This is a genomic window from Paraburkholderia monticola, from assembly GCF_001580545.1.
GTDB lineage: Bacteria > Pseudomonadota > Gammaproteobacteria > Burkholderiales > Burkholderiaceae > Paraburkholderia > Paraburkholderia monticola.
On sequence record NZ_LRBG01000035.1, the window covers coordinates 144,844 to 162,349 of the forward strand.

Here is a 17,506-nt window from a genome sequence, read left to right on the forward strand (position 1 = left end):
GCCGCAGCCGGGATCGCGTCGGCATCGTCACGCGAACGTATGTGGGCAGTGTAGGGCGACGTGGCGTCGCCTGCCGGGGTTGGCGGACCGCGGCGAACGGCTGGCGGAAGCGCGCCGCGTGCGGGTGCCGCGGTCGCGCTGCTTGAATCGCCTCGATTTACCGGGCCGCGTCCGTCGCCCGCCGCTGCGCGATCAGATCCGCGAGCCGCTCGACCTGCTGCCCTTCTGCATCGAAATTGCCTGCGTCGAGCCACTGCTGGTAGCACCCGCGCAACGCCGGCCATTCGCCGTCGATGATCGAAAACCACGCCGTGTCGCGATTGCGCTCACGGTAGACGATCGCCTGCCGGAAGATCCCCTCGAAGGTGAATCCATAGCGCAGCGCGGCCTTGCGCGACGGCTCGTTCAGCGAATCGCATTTCCATTCGAAGCGCCGATAACCGAGCTTGTCGAACACCTCGCCGAGCAGCAGGAACATCGCCTCGGTCGCGATGCGGGTGCGCTTGAGCCGCGGCGAATACGTGACGTGGCCGACTTCGATCACGCCGTTGGCGGGATCGATCCGCATCAGCGAGAGCGTGCCGACCGGCCTGGCCGTAGCGAGGTCGATCACCGCGTAGTGCAGCGGATCGTTCGATGCGGCCATCTGCGTCAGACGCTCACGATAAGCCGCAAGGCTGTCGAACGGGCCGACCGCGAGGTAGGTCCAGTCGCGGCCGTCGGTGGCTGAGCGGTACGCGTCGAAAAGGTCCGCCGCGTGGCGCTCGACGTCGACCGGCTCGAGCCGGCAATAGCGGCCGCTCAGCGGTTCGCGGCCCGGCGGCTTCGCGCCGTGCCAGCCAGGCACGGGCGCGCCGATCGGCTGGCCGTAGGAGTTACGTGTGGGTTCCATGTCTGTTCTCCTGTCGATGGAGGAACGATACGGCAAACGTGGTATGTTCAAAAGATCCACGACACGCTCATTCGATAGGTCCAGTCACCATGATCGAAATCATCGGACCGCTCGTCCACGCGGACCACGCCATGGCCGCGAGCGGCGCCGCCCGGCCCGCGCCACTGCAGAAGCAGCTGATCGAACGTTTGCAGCAGGCGATTCTCGCGGGCCGTCTGCCGGCCGGCTCGCTGCTGCCGTCGTCGCGGCTGCTCGCCACCGAAATGGGCGTGTCGCGCAACACGGTCGTGATCGCGTACGAGCATCTCGCCGCGGTCGGCTACGTGATCGCCGATCGCCAGGGCACGCGCGTGAGCCCGCTGTCGAGCCCCGCCGCGCGCGGCGAGCCGGCGCTGGCCTCGGCCCCGCCGCAGATCGCGTACGCGGCGCGCGTCGGGCAGTTCGCGGCGACGCACCACCACGCCGACAATACCTACGCGCTGACCCCCGGCACGCCCGCGCTCGACCGTTTTCCGCTTGCCGCATGGCGGCGCGCGCTCGAACGGGCCATGGAGCGCGCGTTGCCGCGCGCGCTCGGCTACGGCACACCGGCCGGCGAGCCCGCCTTGCGCGATGCGATCGCCGCGCACTTGCGAATGGCGCGCGGCGTGCGCTGCGACGGCTCGCAGGTCGTGATCACCGAGGGCGCGCAGGAGGCGCTGAACCTGTCCGTGCGACTGCTGACCAACCCCGGCGAGATCGCGTGGATCGAGGATCCCGGTTATCGCGGCGCCAAGGCCGCATTCAACGCGGGCGACCTGCGCATGCTGCCGATTCCGGTCGACGCCGAAGGCATAGCCGTGCCGGCCGACGCGTGGCGCACGCATCCGCCGAAGCTGATCTACACGTCGCCCGCGCATCAGTATCCGACGGGCGCGGTGCTGTCGGTGGCGCGCCGGCTCGCGCTGATCGCGCAGGCACGGCGCTGTGGCGCGTGGCTGATCGAGGACGATTATGACGGCGAGGTGCGCCACACCGGCGAGCCGATCGCGAGCATGCAGGGCCTCGTCGACGACGCGCCCGTGCTGTATGTCGGCTCGTTCAGCAAGACGATGTTTCCGGCGTTGCGCATCGGCTTCGTCGTGCTGCCGCGGGCGATCGCCGCGCATGCCGCTGTTGCGCTGCAAGAAATGCTGCGCGGGGGGCATCGGCTGGAGCAGCTGGCGCTGGCGTATTTCATCGAAAGCGGCGAATTCGGGCGGCATCTCGGGCGGATGCGGCGGCTATACCGCGAGCGCCAACAGGCGCTGCGCGACGCGCTGGCCGAGCAATTCCCGGCGGCGACGATTCTTGGCGGCGATTGCGGCATGCATCTGACGCTGCAACTGCCCGCGTCGCTCGACGATCGCGAGCTCGCGGCGCGCGCGCAGTCGCGCGGGCTCAGTCCGCGCGCGCTGTCGGGGTTCGGTATGGGGACGGCGGCCGGCGTGAACGGGCTCGTGATCGGCTATGGCAATACGGAGGCGGAGCGGCTGGGGCCTGCGGTGAAAGCGCTGGCCGAGTTGGTCCGGGAGATGGAGGGTGAGGCGCGACCGGCTGCAAGGCGCGCGGCAAAACCGGCTACCAAACCTGGTACAAATCCGGCCACAAATCCGCCCGCCGAGGCCCCCGCCAACCCCCCCGCGCGGCCCCGCAAAAAGCCCGCCCCGCAACGCCGTCCATCGGCCAACCCGGACATGTAAGTTTTACGTTTGTCGGCCCGGCCCATGTCGCGCTATCGTGTCGTATGCGCGGCGAGTTAGCCGTTCCGATGGGCTGGTTCGCCCGCATGTGCCGCTGTCGCCGGCGCTGCCGCTTCGCGGGTGTAGCGCTGGCGATGGGCACGAACAATGCGTTGAGTGTGGTTATCGATGACGATTTATCCGACCGGAGACGACATGAAGGAAATCGAACCGACCCCGTGGTTTGACCTTGCCATCCATACGCCCGTCCGCGAGGGCTGGTACGAGGTGCAGTTGGCGAGCGGGGACACGGCGTTTGCGAAGTTTGGTGACGGCGTGTGGACCGAAAAACCGTTGCTCGTATTCACGCATTGGCGCGGCTTGTCCGCCGATCCGTCGAAAGCCGCCGAGGGCGCGGCCGAGTCGATCGCCGGCGAAGCCACCGCTGCGCAGGGTGTGCGCGCGGCCTGGAACGCGTTCTTCCCGGGACTCGGCGAAGAACAGCACAAGCCGCTCGACGCGGTGCCGAACGGCAAAGCGCCGCATTGAGGGTCTATTGAAACTCGCTTGATGTCTGACCGGGCGGCGGCTCCTGGGGCGCCGCCCGGTCAGGCGATCTGCATGTCATCCGCGCCGCACCGCATTTCTTCCGCCCCGCTACAATCAGCGTCATCCTTTCCGACGCAATCACGATGCCATGAACGCCACCCGAGAACCCGTGGAATTGTCGCGCGCGACGCAACTGCTCAATCACGGACCGGTCACGATCATCACGAGCGCGCACGATGGTCGATCGAACGTGATGGCGGCTTCGTGGGCAATGCCGCTCGATTTCAATCCGCCGAAGGTGGTGGTGGTCGTGGATAGCCGCACGCTGACGCGTCGCCTGATCGAAGCGAGCGGCGTGTTCGGCTTGCAATTACCGAGCCGCGGCTTCGCCGCGCAAACACTCGCGGTCGGCACGCACGCGGGTGCCGAGCTCGACAAGTTCTCCGCGTTCGAACTCGAGACTTTCCGCGCGGAAAAAATCGACGTCCCGATGCTGGCCGGCTGCATCACGTGGATGGAATGCAGAGTGATTCCGGACGACAGCCAGCGGCACGATCTGATCATCGGCGAAGTGGTGGCCGCGTATGCGGACAGCCGCGTGTATTCGCACAACCGCTGGCATTTCGGCGACGACCCCGAGCTTCGCACGTGCCATTACGTTGCCGGCGGCACGTTCTTCGCGACGGGCGATCCGTTCGAGGTGGCGCCGGTGGATGCCTCCGCCGACTGACGGGCTTAGGCGTTCCCTTCGGTGTTGCCTTCGGCGAATGCTTTGAGCGCATCGCCGGCGAGACGGTAACGCACCCATTCGCTTTGCGGATTCGCGCCGATCGACTTATAGAAGCCGATGGCCGGTTCGTTCCAGTCGAGCACGCTCCATTCGAAGCGGCCGCAGCCGGTTTCGCAGGCGATCTGCGCGAGATGGCGCAGCATCTGTTTGCCCGCGCCGCTGCCGCGCGATGCGGGCGACACGTACAGGTCTTCCAGATAAAGCCCCTGCTTGCCGAGCCACGTCGAATACGAAAAGAAGTACACGCAGAAACCGACGGGCTCGCCGTTCATTTCGCAGATCAGCGCTTTGGCGGGCGCGCCCGCGCAAAACAGGCTCTTTTCGATGTCTTTGACACCGGCGACGACTTCGTGCTCGGCTTTCTCATAGACCGCGAGTTCGGTGATGAAGCGCAGGATCAGGGGGGCGTCGGCGGTGGTGGCGGGGCGGATGTGGATCGTCAAGGTCGAGTGCTCAATCAGTGCTGTGGTGAATCGTGGCCGGCGGGCGGAATCCGCGCACATGCGCCAGCGTCGGAACAGGCTCACATCGTAGCGTTTATCCCGTCCCTGTGGCCAGTATGTCGAGATCGCGCGTGTCGGCACGAAGCACGTTCCGCGCACTCGCTGCGATTGACGCGTTCCGCAGAAATGGTTTACCGTCGATCCATGGACTTCCACTCTCATTCCCTCTCTGCCGTCACCACCACGACGACCACCTTCACAGGCGGGTCGTCTGGAGGTCGCACGCGCTAGCAGGTAGTACTGGACAGTACGAGCAGCAGTGGCAGATCCCCAAAGGCCCCGCCGGAAACGGACGGGGCCTTTGGCGTTTCTGGTCTCCCCGTTTGCGGCATCCATCGTGGTAATCGTGACATTCGAACCGACGGAGCATGACCGTGAACGACATCGACCATCGTGTACTGGGCAATAAGCTCGATCTTTTTCATCAGCAGGAAGAGGGCGCCGGCATGGTTTTCTGGCACCCGCGTGGCTGGACGCTGTATCGCGTGCTCGAAGATTATGTGCGGGCGCGCATGCGTCGCGCGGGCTTCCGCGAGATTCGCACGCCGCAATTGCTGGCGCGCTCGCTGTGGGAAAGAAGCGGCCATTGGGAAAAGTTCGGCGGCGCGATGTACTCGCTTGCGGACGCCGAGGAAGGCCGTGCGCTTTGTCTGAAACCGATGAGCTGTCCTTGTCACGTGCAGGTGTTCAATCAGCGTGTGCGTTCGTATCGCGAGTTGCCGGTGCGTTATAGCGAGTTCGGCGCGTGTCATCGTGATGAGCCGTCGGGGTCACTCGAAGGTTTGAAACGTACGCGCGCGTTCGTGCAGGACGACGCGCATGTGTTCTGCGCGGCGGCGCATATCGAGGCGGAGGTCGGACGCTTCTGCGCGCTGTTGCGCGACGTGTATGCGAATCTCGGCTTTCCGGCGTTCAAGGTTGCACTGGCGACGCGGCCCGCGTCGCGGGCTGGCGGCGAGCAGACGTGGGATCGCGCGGAAGCGGCATTGGCCCATGCCGCGCACGCGGCGGGGCTCGAATTCGATGTACTCGCCGGAGAGGGTGCGTTCTACGGACCCAAACTCGAATTCCAATTGACGGATAGTCGCGCGCGCAGTTGGCAGTGCGGGACGGTCCAGCTCGACTTCGTGTTGCCTGAGCGGCTCGATGCGGAGTTCGTCAATGAGCGCAATGAACGCGAGCGTCCGGTGATGATTCATCACGCGGTGCTAGGCAGTATGGAGCGGTTCATCGCGATGCTGCTCGAGCATGACGACGGGTGGATGCCAGCTTGGCTCGCGCCGGAGCAGGTTGTCGTGGCTTCGATCAGCGATGCGAGTTTGAGTTATGCGCACGAGATCTTGCAGGCGCTCGAAGACGCTGGGGTGCGAGCGGTGGTCGACGGACGGCCCGAGAGACTGGAGAAGAAGATTGTCGATGCGAGGGAGAAGCGCGCGCCTTTTCTCGTTGTCGTGGGGAAGAGGGAGGCGGCGAACAGGAGGGTTAGTGTGCGGCGGTCGAGGGACGGGGCACAGTTGGAGTTTGATTTGGGGGAGGGGGTGGAGTATTTGAGGGAAAAGGGCATGGTGCCCGGTGCGTCGGCTGGAGCCTGACATGGGGCGATCGCATCGCGTCAATCCTTCGGCAAACCAGACCTGCCTCGCCGCTGGCGCGGCTTCGGCTCCACCCCCACCCGCGGATCGCGCGCCAGCACAAGTGCCGCCAATTGCTCTGCCGTGTCTTCGAACGCCGGATCCTCCTGCGGCACATAGAGCCATTTCCCGAGCACCGGGTGAGGGCGCAACGCAGGCATCTCGGCAATCAGCGCGGCATGGCGATCCTGCGATGTACAGACGAGCAGCCCATTCCACGGCTTGTCGCGATCGGCCGCGACCAGACACAACAGCCCATCGACATACGCCGCGTCGCTACCGAACATCCGTCGACTCACGTATGTCGGTTCGCGTTCGAACGCGTCGAAGATCCAGAGGAGCGAATTGCTGATCGAAGAAGGCATCGGACGGAAACCTCAGGAAGCGGGGGCGGATGAAGATAAGTCTACGTAAATTCTCCGGGCTCGGGCAGCGAGCCGATCAAGATCGAGCAAGTCCGGCTAGGTAAGATGTGCCCCACCTCGGCGACCATATCGGAACTCGCACGATCCAGACCATGCAAGCTCACACAGACGCCACCGCTGCCTACACGAAGCGCTTCGAAGCCGTTCTCGCCTATATCGACGCAAACCTCGAAGGCGATCTATCGGTCGACGCGCTCAGCCGCATCGCAAACTTTTCGATGTTTCATTTTCATCGACAGTTTGCCGCGTACGTCGGCGTGCCCGTCGCCCGCTATGTGCAACTGATGCGCTTGCGTCGCGCGGCCCGTAGTCTCGCGTCGCAGGCGTCGTGCTCGGTGCTCGATGCCGCGCTCGACGCCGGCTTCGAGAGTCCCGAGGCTTTTAGCCGCGCGTTCAAGCGTGCGTTCGGCACTGCGCCGAGCGCGTTCCGGCGGCGTCCGACATGGCAAATCTGGAGTGCGAATTTTATCGTTCCCTATCTTTCGAGGAAACTGACCATGCAAGTGAAGATCGTCGATTTTGCTGATACCCGCGTTGCCGCGCTCGAACACCGTGGTCCGCCAGGCCTCGTCAACCTGAGTGTGCGCAAGTTCATCGACTGGCGTATTCAAAGCGGACAATCGCCGGTGGAGTCGAGCCGTACATTCGGTATTCCGCGCGGCAATCCGGACACGGTGCCAGAGGCGGAATTCCGCTTCGATATCTGCGGCGAGATCGATGAGCCCGTCGCGTCGAATGCTTATGGCGTGCGCGAACTCGTCATTCCGGGCGGACGGTGCGCCGTGGTTCGGCACACCGGATCGACCGACCACATCGGCGAAACGATCTATCCGATCTATCGCGACTGGCTACCTTCGAGTGGAGAAGAATTGCGGGACCAACCCCTGTTTTTCCAGTATCTGAGTGTCTATCCTGAGACGCCGCTCGCGCAGTGGCAGACGGATATTTATATCCCATTGGTGTGATTGGGATGGGGCGGAATAGGTGTCATCTCACAGTCCGCCCCGCTTCCTGTTTCAATCTGATTTCGGCATATCGATTCAATTTTCGCATCGGTATCAATTGCATTGAAACGATGAATGGCTTATTCATGGCCAGTAAAAAATGCAAATGCGAAACATAAATCTGGAATAGAGCCTTAACCTTTGCGAATAGTGATTCGAGCGCGAATTTTATTTAGCCAGGCTGGCAGCCATAACAGTAGCGGCCAAGGCGATTTCGCGGTTTGTACTTCGCCTTATCGCCGGAACCACCGCATACCATAACTGTCACAAAAAAATATCACTGTCCCTTTGCATTTGGGGAGATATCAAATGGCTGCCACGCAATCAGGGTCAATGACCCTCTCCGATGAGGAGGCTCGGCGCCAATTGCGCCGCGCTGTCATCGCCAGCACGATTGGTACCACGATCGAATGGTATGACTTCTTCCTGTATAGCATCGTCACGGGTCTCATATTCGCGAAGCTGTATTTTCCGGATTCGGACCCGCTCGTCGGCACACTCCAGGCTTTTCTGATTTATGCGGTCGGCTTTATCGCACGGCCAGTGGGCGCCGCCATTTTCGGTCACTATGGCGATCGCATCGGGCGTAAAGCCACGCTAATCGTGACGCTATTGCTGATGGGACTCGCGACGTTTGCGGTGGGCTTTGTTCCAACCTACGCGTCGATCGGTATCTGGGGGGCAGTCTTGCTCACGGTGCTGCGCTTCATTCAGGGTGTGGGTGTAGGCGGCGAATGGGGTGGTTCGGTGCTGATGTCGATGGAATGGGCTCGCACCAACAAGCATCGCGGATTCGTCGCGTCTTGGCCGCAATTCGGCGTACCGGCCGGATTGTTCGTCGCGAACCTGGTGGTGCTGGGCACGAGCCAGATCTCCGGCAGCGCATTTGTCACATGGGGCTGGCGCGTGCCGTTCTTCCTCAGTATCGTGCTGGTCGCGATCGGCCTTTATATACGCTTGAGTATTCTCGAGACGCCGATCTTCGCGAAGCTGCTCGCTGAGCGCAGGATCGAAAAAGCGCCGATGCGTGAAGTCATCCGGCGGCAGCCGAAAGACATTCTTCTATCGGCGCTCGCGCGCATGGCCGAACAGGCGCCTTTCTATATTTTCACAGCCTTTATATTTACCTATGGCGTGATGAGGCTGGGCGTCTCACGTGACCTGCTGCTGATGGCGGTGCTGGCCGCAGCAGTGCTGGAACTATTTACGATCCCGCTCTTTGGTCACGTGTCCGATCTGATCGGACGCCGACGCATGTACGTGATCGGCGCCGCTCTTGCAGGGCTATTCGGCTTCCTTTACTTTTTCATGCTGGGCACGCGTGACCCGGTATGGATCTTTATGGCCATCGTGCTCTCGCTGGTGCCGCATGCAATGATGTACGGTCCCCAAGCCGCGTTGATCGCCGAGTCGTTTACGGGGCGCTTGCGTTACAGCGGTGCGTCGATGGGCTATCAGTTGGCTTCCGTTATTGCCGGCGGTCCGGCGCCGTTGATCGCGACCGCGCTGTACGCTTATTTCCATTCGGGCTTTGCCGTGGCGTGGTATGTCTTCGCGTGCGGCGTGATCAGCGTCGCCGCCGCGATGCGATTGGGCGATCGCACGAACAAGGACATTTCGCGGGAATACGACGACGTGCATGCGATGCATGATCCGAGACATGCCCATCCGTGAGCGATCGATCGGACGCGGCGGATGGCCGGCCGCAGCGGCCGTCCGCCTGATCGATCATCAACTCTTCAACGGCAGCCAGATTTCGACGCCACCCATCCCCGTCACCGGATCGAACTGTTCGCCATAGCGCTCGAAATGCGGTGCATCGGCTGGCACGTGCCCTGAGGCGGGCAACCACTGATTCCAGATCGTATTCATCGTGCGGCGAATACTCGAGATGTGCTCGCGATGACTGAACACCGCATACCGTTGCGCAACGATGCGTAGACGGCTCAGCTCTGGCGGCAATGCCGAGAAATCACCGACCTCGGCGCCGCACATGTAGTCGAAGTTACCCTGTTCATCGGCGTTATAGCCAACGCCATAAGCAACCTTGCCGATCTGTCCCGGCACCTTGCCGAACAGCGGGCCAAAGCGCTGCCATTGCGACGGTATTGCCTTGCTGGTCTCGCACGTATAGCGCTCGCTCAGTCCCGCGACGAGAAACGGCTTGCCGTCTTCGAAGCGCGGCGGTTCCAGATGGGTCAGGAGGGTTTCGTCCATTTTGATCGGCTCCACGATGTTAAGGTTGTCGAGATGACCCCGCGCGCGCAGCGCGTCGGGCGTGAGCCCGAACTGTTCGCGAAACGCGCGCGTGAATGCTTCGTGAGAGCCGTAACCGGCATCGATGGCGAGCGCCAGGATGTCGGGCGCGCCGTCGGCGAGACGCCGCGCGGCCACGCTCAGGCGACGCCCGCGCAGGTAGCGCATCACCGATAGCCCGGTTGCCGCTTCGAACGCTCGCGCCAGATGAAAGCGCGACACACATGCGCCGCGAGCGATGTCGTCGAGCGTCAACTCGCCGGCGAAGTGGCTTTCGATATACCAGAGCGCTTTGCCTACCGGGTTCATCTCGCCTCTCATGTCAGCATGGAGCCAGCATAGCCAGCGGCGAATTTACGCGTTTGATCGCGCTTGCGGTTTTGTGGCCGCAGTGGTTGGCGGAGTCGAATCCGCTACATCACTATGCGCGCCCGCAGCACTACCCGCCTGACCCGGCCTCAACAACACCCCACCCAACACGCCAGCCACCGCCGCAAACACCGCTCCGGACAGAAACGCGACGTGATACCCGCTGTTCAGCGCAGCCGCCGCACTCGAGGACGCCAGCATCGCCTCGGTACGCGCCGCGGCAAGACTCGCGAGCACCGCGAGCCCGAGCGCGCCACCCATCATGAACGAGGTGTTGACGATGCCAGACGCGAGGCCCGAATCGGCGGGATCGACGTCGCTCATCGCGGCGAGCAGCAGCGGATTGAATGCGATGCCCGCGCCGACGCCGAGCAGGATCATGCCTGGCAACACGTCGGGCACGAAGCTGCCGTCGACGGGCGCACGCGCGAACAGCGCCAGCCCGCATGCCGCGAACAGCAGGCCCGCCGCGAGCGGTCGACGCAGCCCGAAGCGCATCACGACACGCGCCGACAGGCCGAGCGAAAACAGTCCCATGATCAGGTTCGCGGGCAGAAACGCGAGCCCGACCTGCAACGGTCGATAGCCGAGCACGCGTTGCAGATACAGCGCTGAAATGAAGAACCACGCGAACATCGCCGCCGCCCACAACACGCCCACCACGTTCGCGGTCGCGACATTGCGCAAACGCAGCAGACCGAGCGGCATCAACGGGTGCTCGACTCGCGCCTCGATCATGAGGAACGCGGCAAGCAGCGCGAGCGCGATCAGCAGCAGGCCGAGCGTTTGACCCGAGACCCAGCCAACTTCGTTGCCGTTGACGATCGCATAGACCGCGATCATCAGCGATGCAGTCACGCTGAGCGCGCCGGCCACGTCGAGCCTTTCGCCGTGCGCGTGTCCGCGCGCAGCGGGCAGCAGCGCGAGGCACAGCGCATACACGGCGATGCCGATCGGCAGATTGACCAGAAAGATCCAATGCCAGCTGAGCAGGTTCGTCAGCAGTCCGCCGAGCAGCACGCCGATGCTGCCGCCACCCGCGCAGACGAAGCCGTACACGCCCATCGCTTTCGCGCGTTCGTCGGGCTCGGTGAACAGATTCATGATCAGCGACAACGACACCGCCGAGACGATCGCGCCGCCCAGGCCCTGCACGGCGCGCGCGGCGACCAGCAGCACTTGGGAGTTCGCGAGGCCGCAAGCGAGCGAAGCGAGCGTGAACAGCGTAATACCGCAGAGAAACAGCTTGCGGTGACCGTACAGATCGCCGAGCCTTCCGCCGAGCAGCAGGCAGCCGCCGAAGGTCAGCATGTAGGCGTTGACGACCCAGACGAGCGAGGTTTCGCTAAAGCCGAGATCGGCTGCGATGGACGGCAGCGCGACATTCACGATGGTCGTGTCGAGCACGATCATCAGCACGCCGAGGCAGAGCACGATCAGTGCGAGCCAGCGCTGCTTGCCGTGGAGGGAATGGGTCATGCGGGCGCCCCCTTTTACGCGGGTCCTGGCGATTGCTGACGATGGGCTTTCGAGTCTAGCACCCGCGCATTTCGCGTCCAACTACGAAATCCTGGGCGGCGCGCCGTCCCGCGTCAATCGCCGCCGAGAATCTCGTATTTTCCGCCGCGTTCGAGCGCGCGCTGATACGCGGGCCGCGCGTGAATACGCTGCAAGAACGCGCCGATCGCGGGCAATTGCGCGGTCGCGCCACGCGCGGTGGCGGCTTCGAGTGGGAAGCTCATTTGCACATCCGCCGCGGTGAAGTCGTTGCCGGCGAACCAGCCGGTCGCGCCGAGCTCCTTGTCGATATAGCCGAGATGCAACCGCAATTGCGGATCGACGAAGTTCGCTTGCAGGTTCGTCGCAATCTTGCGTGCGATCGGCTTCGCGAAGAACGGCATCCGCGCATTGCCGATGCGTCGGGCGATGAGCTTGAGCAGCAGCGGTGGCATCGCCGAGCCTTCCGCGTAGTGCAGCCAGTAGGTGTAGCGCAACCGTTCCGGCGTGCCTGGTTGCGGCGCGAAACGCCCCGCACCGTACCGGTCGACGAGGTACTCGATGATCGCGCCGGACTCTGCGATCGTGAGGCCATCGTCGGTGATCACGGGCGACTTGCCGAGCGGATGCACGGCGCGCAGTTCGGGCGGCGCGAGCATCGTCTTTGGATCGCGCTCGTAACGCTTGATCTCGTACGGCACGCCAAGCTCTTCGAGCAGCCACAGCACGCGTTGCGAGCGGGAGTTGTTCAGATGATGGACGGTGAGCATGGTCGGCCGATGGAGGTGGTGGGAGCGTCACATGATAGGCATGGCGTGTCGAGGCAGGCTTCTAGTCGATGCTATACACCTTCGACGGCTCGCTATTCCATGTCGAGCCGTCGAAGACACCGCATCGTTACACCTTCGATTTGCTTCCCATCAACGCATTCGACGGCAACGTCTCATCCAGCAACTTCTTCGCGCTTTCAATCCCCGCCACCGGCAAGCCCTCGGGATTGAGCAGCCCCACCTGCACGAGCACCGAAGCCTGATCCCAATAGATGTGCTCGTTATAGAGCTTGTCGCCACGGAAGCACACCACGGCGAGCATCGGCACCTCGAAGTACTTGCCGGTCGGCGCGACACCCGGCAACAGCCAGTCGATCTCGCAGCTATGCGTGCAGCTGAAGATGAATTCATCGACGATGCGATCCGAGCCGATCGTGCGCGAAATCGGAATCAGCTTCGTGTCCGGCGGGTTCGAGTTGACGAAGTGATGCGTGTAGAAGCGCTTCAGATTGTCGTGCCCGACGCCGCCCGTCATCGTCGGCACATGGTTGACGTAGGGTTGCGCGACCATCGTCGGCATCACCGCGTCGACGTCGCGTGTCGCGAACTCGTGATAGCAATGCGCTTCCCATAGCGCGTTCAGATCGTAGACCGGACCGAGCACCTTGCGCAGCAGCGCGAGCGTGCGCGAGTACGCCATCATCGCGGCGGGCTTGTCGTAGTGCTTGCGCTGCGGCGCCGCGAACGCGTGATCGCAACCGGGGTACACGTATTGCTCGATCTGCGGCCGCGTGCGCAATGCGGCGCTAATGCGCTCGCGCGTTTCGGGCGGGCAATACGCGTCGTTTTCGGGGAAGTGAAACACCATCGGGCAGCGGATTGCCGGCACTTCCTCGAGATGCGCTTCGAGGCCCACGCCGTAGTAGCTGACCGCGCAATCGACGTCGGTGCGCGCCGCGCTCAGAAACGCGAGCTTGCCGCCGAGACAGTAGCCGACCACGCCAACCTTGCCCGCCTGCTCGGGTAGCTCGCGCAACGTGGCGACGGTGGCGGCGATGTCCTTGACCGCGACATCAGCGTCGAACTGGCCCAGATAGCCGAGCGCTTCTTTCATGTCGGCGTCGCCGTATCCCAGCGACATGCCGGGCTTGATGCGCCAGAACAGATCGGGCACGAGCACGACGTAGCCTTCTTCGGCGTAGCGATCGGCGGTCGCTTTCATCGTGTCGTTGACGCCGAAGATTTCCTGCAGCAGCACGAGCCCCGGGCCAGAGCCCTGCGCAGGGCGCGCGACGTAAGCGTTGAAACGGCCGCCATCGTGGGCGACGACTTCGATGAAAGAGCCCGCCATGCAGTCTGCCTCCAGTCTCACGAAAGATAGGGATTACGTCATCGTGTGCAATTCGAAACGCTTGAGCTTGCCGGTTTCGGTGCGCGGCAGCGCGCCGACGAATGTGATGACGCGGGGATATTTATACGGCGCGACGTTATTCTTAACGAAATCCTGCAGTTGCGCGACCAGTTTGTCGTCGGCCGTGTAGCCGGGGTTCACCACGACGAAGGCTCGCACGATCTGTCCACGCGTTTCGTCGGGCACGCCGATCACGCCGCATTCGGCCACCGCCTCGTGTTGCAGCAGCACGCTTTCCACTTCAGGGCCGGAGATGTTGTAACCGGCCGATACGATCATGTCGTCGGCGCGCGCCTGGTAGAACACGTAGCCGTCCGCATCGAGATAGACGGAGTCGCCCGGCAGGTTCCAGCCGTCGCGCACGAAGCGCAGTTGCCGTTCGTCGGCCAGATAGCGGCAGCCGGTCGGGCCGCGCACGGCGAGCTTGCCGATCGTGCCGGGGGGCACGGGCTGCATGTCGTCGTCGACGGCTTGCACGACGTAGCCCGGCACCGCGCGGCCGATCGCATTCGGCCGGATGTCCGCGCCTTGCGACGAGATGAAGATGTGGATCAGCTCGGTGCCGCCGATGCCGTCGATCATGTCGATGCCGGTCGCCTCGCGCCACAGGCGCCGCGTCGAATCGGGCAGCGCCTCGCCGGCCGACACGGTCTTCTTCAGCGACGACACGTCGTGTTGCGCGACGAGCGGCGCCATCTGCCGATAGAACGTCGGCGCGGTGAACATCACGGTCGCATGAAAACGTTCGACCACGCCGAGCAAGGTCTCCGGCGTGAGTTTTTCGACGAGCACCGTCGACGCACCGACGCGCAACGGAAAGCACAACAGCCCCCCGAGCCCGAACGTGAATGCGAGCGGCGGCGTGCCGCAGAAGATATCGCTCGCGGAAGGCTTCAGCACGTGACGCGGGAACAGGTCACACATCGCGATCACGTCGCGATGGAAATGCATGCAGCCTTTCGGCGCGCCGGTCGTGCCGCTCGTGAACGCGATCAGGCAGACGTCGTCGGCGGCGGTATCGCACGCGGTGAAGGTTTCGGGCTTGTTGACGGCGAGCGTTTCGAGCGAATCGACGGAGTCGTCGTGAAAGCGGCGGATCTGTTTGAGCCCCGCGCAGTAGAACTCGTCCCGCGGATTCGCGCAGCGCTCGAGCTCCGCGGTCAGGCGCGCGTCGCAAAGCGCGGCGCTGACCTGTGCTTTCGCGATGATCTGTTTGAGTTCCTTCGCGCGCAGCAGCGGCATGGTCGGCACGACGACGAGACCGGCCTTCAGCGCCGCGAGCGCGGCGACGGCCATCTGCAACGTGTTCGGTCCGCGCAGCAGCACGCGGTTGCCGGGCCGCAAGCCCATTTCATCGACGAGCACGTGCGCACTGCGGTTGACCATCGAGAGCAGTTCGCCGTAGGTGGTCGCCTGAGGCTTGCCGTCGACGTCCGACCAGATCGCCGGCCGGTCGCGATGCCCCGCCTCGATGGTTCGCTCGAGCAGTTCGGTCGCGCAGTTCAGCCGCGGCGGATAGGCGAGCTCCGGATTGTCGAGCAGAAAGACGGGCCATTGATCCTGCGGCGGAAGATTGTCGCGCGCGAAAGTATCGACGTGTGCTGACGGTTCCATCATGGTCTCCCCGGGGCGTTGAGTCTGGATGTTCCCTGCCTGTACGACGTTCAGTGCGGAATCACCGCGGTGGCTTCGATCTCGACCTTCGCGCGGTCTTCCATCAGCGCGACGACCTGCACCGCGCTCATCGCGATGTCGTAGTCGCCGATCAGCTCGCGAAACGCGCGGCCGATGTCCTTCAGCGATGCGAGGTACTCACGCTTGTCGGTGACGTACCACGTGAGGCGCACCAGATGTTCGGGCTTACCGCCCGCTTCGCGCAGCACGGCCAGCAGATTCTTCAGCGCCTGCTCGGATTGCTTCGCGAAGTCGTCGGTATGGAACTGCGCCTGTTCGTCCCAGCCGATCTGACCGGCGATGAACACTTGCGTGCCGGTCGCCGCGACGCCGTTCGCATAGCCGCGCGGTTTGACCCAGCCGGCGGGAAGGAGAGCTTTTTTCATGAGCGATGCGCCTCGATGGAGGGGGACGATGGGGCGTACGGCGCGAGCGCGCTCGCGATGTCGCCGGGAATATCGATCGATTTGCCGCTGTCGAACGACATGAACACGAGCACCTGTTTCGAGCGGAAGCGCGTTTCGCCGTTGCAGTGAGCGTGAATCTCGATGCCGATCGAACTGCGGCCGATGGTGGTGACACACAGCGTGAGCAGGATCGTTTCGCCCATCCGGCTCGGCCGCGAGAACTCGCAATCGAGTTTGACGATCGGCAGGCCGACGCGGCGCTCGGCGATCATATGCGCGTAGTCGATCCTCAAGCCCTCGTTGAACCAGTCTTCGACCAGTACGTTGGTCATCACGAGGTACTGCGGAAAGTACACGATGCCCGCGGGATCGCAGTGCGAGAAGCGGATGCGTACGGGCCGCTCGAAGGACATGCTCATTGCGCGTTTCCCTTCGCGGCGGCATGCGCCTTCAACAGATCACGACCGACGATCAGCTGTTGCACCTCGGTCGCGCCTTCGTAGATGCGCAACGCGCGGATCTCGCGGTACAGCATCTCGACCGCCGTGCCGCTTTGCACGCCCATGCCGCCGTATAGCTGGACGGCCGCGTCGATCACCTGCTGCGCGCCTTCGCTGGCGTGCCACTTCGCCATCGCGGCTTCGCGCGTCACGCTTTCGCCCTGATCGCGCAGCCATGCGGCGCGATAGACGAGCAGCGCGCTGCTGTCGATCGTCAGCGCCATTTGCGCGAGCTTCGCCTGCGTCAACTGGAAGTCGCCGAGCGTCTGGCCGAACATCTTGCGCGATGCCGCGCGGGCGAGGCCTTCGGCCATCGCATGACGCGCAAAGCCGAGCGACGCGGCCGCCACCGAGGTGCGGAAAATATCGAGCGTGCGCATCGCGATCTTGAAGCCTTCGCCGGGCACGCCGAGCATCTGGGTCTTCGATACGCGCGCGTTCGTGAAGCGCAGTCGCGCGAGCGGATGCGGCGCGATCACGTCGATGCGCTCGGCGATCTCGAGGCCCGGCGTCTGCGCATCGACGATGAACGCGCTGATGCCGCGCGCGCCCGGTGCCTCGCCGGTACGCGCGAACACCACATAGAAGTCCGCGATGCCGCCGTTCGAAATCCACGTCTTCTCGCCGTCGAGCACATAGTGGTCGCCGTCCTCGCGAGCCGCCAGCGCCATCGCCGCGACGTCCGAGCCCGCTTGCGGCTCCGACAGCGCGAACGCGGCGATCGCCGTGCCGCTCGCGACGCGCGGCAGATAGCGCGATTTCTGCTCATGCGTGCCCGCGAGCGAGATCGCGCCCGAGCCGAGGCCTTGCATCGCCAGGGCGAAATCGGCGAGGCCCGAGTAACGTGCGAGCGTTTCGCGCAGCAGGCACACGGCGCGCGTGTCGATCGTGTCGCCGTGGCCGCCGTACGCGACGCCGCCGACGCCGTATTTCAACCAGCCGGCCGCGCCGAGTTCGCGCACCAGCCGGCGGCAGGTCGCGTCGGTGTCGCCATGGTCTTCATGCGAGAGATGCGCGCGGCACCATGCGTCGATGGCCGCCGCTAGTTCGCGATGGCGCGGCTCGAAAAACGGCCACGCGAGCGGACTGTGCAAATCGATCGGGTGGTTCTGATGGTCGGCGCTCAAC

Annotated in this window: 17 protein-coding genes; 6 read left to right on the forward strand and 11 right to left on the reverse strand. The window is 63.9% G+C overall.

What is annotated here, in order from left to right:
• Nucleotides 1–157: 157 nt before the first annotated feature.
• Entirely contained in the window at nucleotides 158–892 is a 735-nt protein-coding gene (locus tag CI15_RS21485; RefSeq protein ID WP_062130714.1) for a GNAT family N-acetyltransferase, read from the reverse strand.
• Between the two features lie 89 nt (nucleotides 893–981).
• Between CI15_RS21485 and pdxR the strand changes: the two genes are divergently transcribed.
• The 3 genes from pdxR to CI15_RS21500 all read left to right on the forward strand — a co-directional run bounded on the left by pdxR (nucleotide 982) and on the right by CI15_RS21500 (nucleotide 3,871).
• Complete coding sequence (pdxR, locus tag CI15_RS21490) at nucleotides 982–2,613, forward strand: MocR-like pyridoxine biosynthesis transcription factor PdxR (protein WP_075643754.1); 1,632 nt, start codon at nucleotides 982–984, stop codon at nucleotides 2,611–2,613.
• Between the two features lie 195 nt (nucleotides 2,614–2,808).
• Nucleotides 2,809–3,141, forward strand: coding sequence for a hypothetical protein (locus CI15_RS21495; protein ID WP_062131642.1), 333 nt, complete (start codon nucleotides 2,809–2,811; stop codon nucleotides 3,139–3,141).
• A 148-nt stretch (nucleotides 3,142–3,289) separates the two neighbouring features.
• Nucleotides 3,290–3,871 (forward strand): flavin reductase family protein, encoded by a 582-nt coding sequence (locus CI15_RS21500; RefSeq protein WP_062130716.1) that lies wholly within the window; start codon nucleotides 3,290–3,292, stop codon nucleotides 3,869–3,871.
• A 5-nt stretch (nucleotides 3,872–3,876) separates the two neighbouring features.
• On the opposite strand, the gene CI15_RS21505 is transcribed toward CI15_RS21500, so the two are convergent.
• A complete protein-coding gene (locus CI15_RS21505) occupies nucleotides 3,877–4,374 on the reverse strand; it encodes a GNAT family N-acetyltransferase (RefSeq protein WP_062130718.1) in 498 nt (165 codons plus the stop codon).
• 434 nt (nucleotides 4,375–4,808) lie between these two features.
• Here CI15_RS21505 and thrS point away from each other — a divergent pair, with 434 nt between their 5' ends.
• Nucleotides 4,809–6,026, forward strand: coding sequence for a threonine--tRNA ligase (gene thrS / locus CI15_RS21510; protein WP_075643757.1), 1,218 nt, complete (start codon nucleotides 4,809–4,811; stop codon nucleotides 6,024–6,026).
• A gap of 20 nt (nucleotides 6,027–6,046) precedes the next feature.
• Here the strand turns inward: thrS and CI15_RS21515 are convergent, their stop codons facing one another.
• Nucleotides 6,047–6,430 carry a hypothetical protein gene (locus CI15_RS21515; protein ID WP_062130724.1) on the reverse strand — a complete coding sequence of 128 codons (384 nt, stop codon included), beginning with the start codon at nucleotides 6,428–6,430 and terminating at the stop codon, nucleotides 6,047–6,049.
• A gap of 152 nt (nucleotides 6,431–6,582) precedes the next feature.
• Here CI15_RS21515 and CI15_RS21520 point away from each other — a divergent pair, with 152 nt between their 5' ends.
• Together CI15_RS21520 and CI15_RS21525 are read left to right on the forward strand one after the other, a co-directional pair.
• On the forward strand, nucleotides 6,583–7,455 hold the full coding sequence (locus CI15_RS21520; RefSeq protein WP_062130727.1) for an AraC family transcriptional regulator: 873 nt from the start codon (nucleotides 6,583–6,585) through the stop codon (nucleotides 7,453–7,455).
• A gap of 348 nt (nucleotides 7,456–7,803) precedes the next feature.
• Nucleotides 7,804–9,168, forward strand: coding sequence for an MFS transporter (locus tag CI15_RS21525; RefSeq protein ID WP_062130730.1), 1,365 nt, complete (start codon nucleotides 7,804–7,806; stop codon nucleotides 9,166–9,168).
• 57 nt (nucleotides 9,169–9,225) lie between these two features.
• On the opposite strand, the gene CI15_RS21530 is transcribed toward CI15_RS21525, so the two are convergent.
• The 8 genes from CI15_RS21530 to CI15_RS21565 all read right to left on the reverse strand — a co-directional run bounded on the left by CI15_RS21530 (nucleotide 9,226) and on the right by CI15_RS21565 (nucleotide 17,505).
• On the reverse strand, nucleotides 9,226–10,059 hold the full coding sequence (locus tag CI15_RS21530) for an AraC family transcriptional regulator (RefSeq protein WP_062130732.1): 834 nt from the start codon (nucleotides 10,057–10,059) through the stop codon (nucleotides 9,226–9,228).
• A gap of 45 nt (nucleotides 10,060–10,104) precedes the next feature.
• Nucleotides 10,105–11,598: an MFS transporter gene (locus tag CI15_RS21535; protein ID WP_062130734.1), complete on the reverse strand. Its 1,494-nt coding sequence runs from the start codon at nucleotides 11,596–11,598 to the stop codon at nucleotides 10,105–10,107.
• Between the two features lie 113 nt (nucleotides 11,599–11,711).
• Entirely contained in the window at nucleotides 11,712–12,386 is a 675-nt protein-coding gene (locus tag CI15_RS21540; protein WP_062130736.1) for a glutathione S-transferase family protein, read from the reverse strand.
• A 127-nt stretch (nucleotides 12,387–12,513) separates the two neighbouring features.
• Nucleotides 12,514–13,737, reverse strand: a complete 1,224-nt coding sequence (locus CI15_RS21545) for a dienelactone hydrolase family protein (protein WP_062130739.1) — start codon at nucleotides 13,735–13,737, stop codon at nucleotides 12,514–12,516.
• Nucleotides 13,738–13,770: 33 nt separating this feature from the next.
• On the reverse strand, nucleotides 13,771–15,411 hold the full coding sequence (locus tag CI15_RS21550) for an AMP-binding protein (RefSeq protein ID WP_062131644.1): 1,641 nt from the start codon (nucleotides 15,409–15,411) through the stop codon (nucleotides 13,771–13,773).
• A 50-nt stretch (nucleotides 15,412–15,461) separates the two neighbouring features.
• Nucleotides 15,462–15,857 carry a RidA family protein gene (locus tag CI15_RS21555; RefSeq protein WP_062130741.1) on the reverse strand — a complete coding sequence of 132 codons (396 nt, stop codon included), beginning with the start codon at nucleotides 15,855–15,857 and terminating at the stop codon, nucleotides 15,462–15,464.
• Nucleotides 15,854–16,297: an acyl-CoA thioesterase gene (locus CI15_RS21560; RefSeq protein ID WP_062130744.1), complete on the reverse strand. Its 444-nt coding sequence runs from the start codon at nucleotides 16,295–16,297 to the stop codon at nucleotides 15,854–15,856. The genes CI15_RS21555 and CI15_RS21560 overlap by 4 nt, the downstream gene beginning before the upstream one ends.
• On the reverse strand, nucleotides 16,294–17,505 hold the full coding sequence (locus CI15_RS21565) for an acyl-CoA dehydrogenase family protein (RefSeq protein WP_062130747.1): 1,212 nt from the start codon (nucleotides 17,503–17,505) through the stop codon (nucleotides 16,294–16,296). The genes CI15_RS21560 and CI15_RS21565 overlap by 4 nt, the downstream gene beginning before the upstream one ends.
• Nucleotide 17,506: the final 1 nt, after the last annotated feature.

Coding starts and splice junctions, on each gene's coding strand:
- CI15_RS21485 (WP_062130714.1), bottom strand. CDS start 892: ATGGAACCCACACGTAACTCCTACGGCCAGCCGATCGGCGCGCCCGTG.
- pdxR (WP_075643754.1), top strand. CDS start 982: ATGATCGAAATCATCGGACCGCTCGTCCACGCGGACCACGCCATGGCC.
- CI15_RS21495 (WP_062131642.1), top strand. CDS start 2,809: ATGAAGGAAATCGAACCGACCCCGTGGTTTGACCTTGCCATCCATACG.
- CI15_RS21500 (WP_062130716.1), top strand. CDS start 3,290: ATGAACGCCACCCGAGAACCCGTGGAATTGTCGCGCGCGACGCAACTG.
- CI15_RS21515 (WP_062130724.1), bottom strand. CDS start 6,430: ATGCCTTCTTCGATCAGCAATTCGCTCCTCTGGATCTTCGACGCGTTC.
- CI15_RS21520 (WP_062130727.1), top strand. CDS start 6,583: ATGCAAGCTCACACAGACGCCACCGCTGCCTACACGAAGCGCTTCGAA.
- CI15_RS21525 (WP_062130730.1), top strand. CDS start 7,804: ATGGCTGCCACGCAATCAGGGTCAATGACCCTCTCCGATGAGGAGGCT.
- CI15_RS21530 (WP_062130732.1), bottom strand. CDS start 10,059: ATGAACCCGGTAGGCAAAGCGCTCTGGTATATCGAAAGCCACTTCGCC.
- CI15_RS21535 (WP_062130734.1), bottom strand. CDS start 11,598: ATGACCCATTCCCTCCACGGCAAGCAGCGCTGGCTCGCACTGATCGTG.
- CI15_RS21540 (WP_062130736.1), bottom strand. CDS start 12,386: ATGCTCACCGTCCATCATCTGAACAACTCCCGCTCGCAACGCGTGCTG.
- CI15_RS21545 (WP_062130739.1), bottom strand. CDS start 13,737: ATGGCGGGCTCTTTCATCGAAGTCGTCGCCCACGATGGCGGCCGTTTC.
- CI15_RS21550 (WP_062131644.1), bottom strand. CDS start 15,411: ATGGAACCGTCAGCACACGTCGATACTTTCGCGCGCGACAATCTTCCG.
- CI15_RS21555 (WP_062130741.1), bottom strand. CDS start 15,857: ATGAAAAAAGCTCTCCTTCCCGCCGGCTGGGTCAAACCGCGCGGCTAT.
- CI15_RS21560 (WP_062130744.1), bottom strand. CDS start 16,297: ATGAGCATGTCCTTCGAGCGGCCCGTACGCATCCGCTTCTCGCACTGC.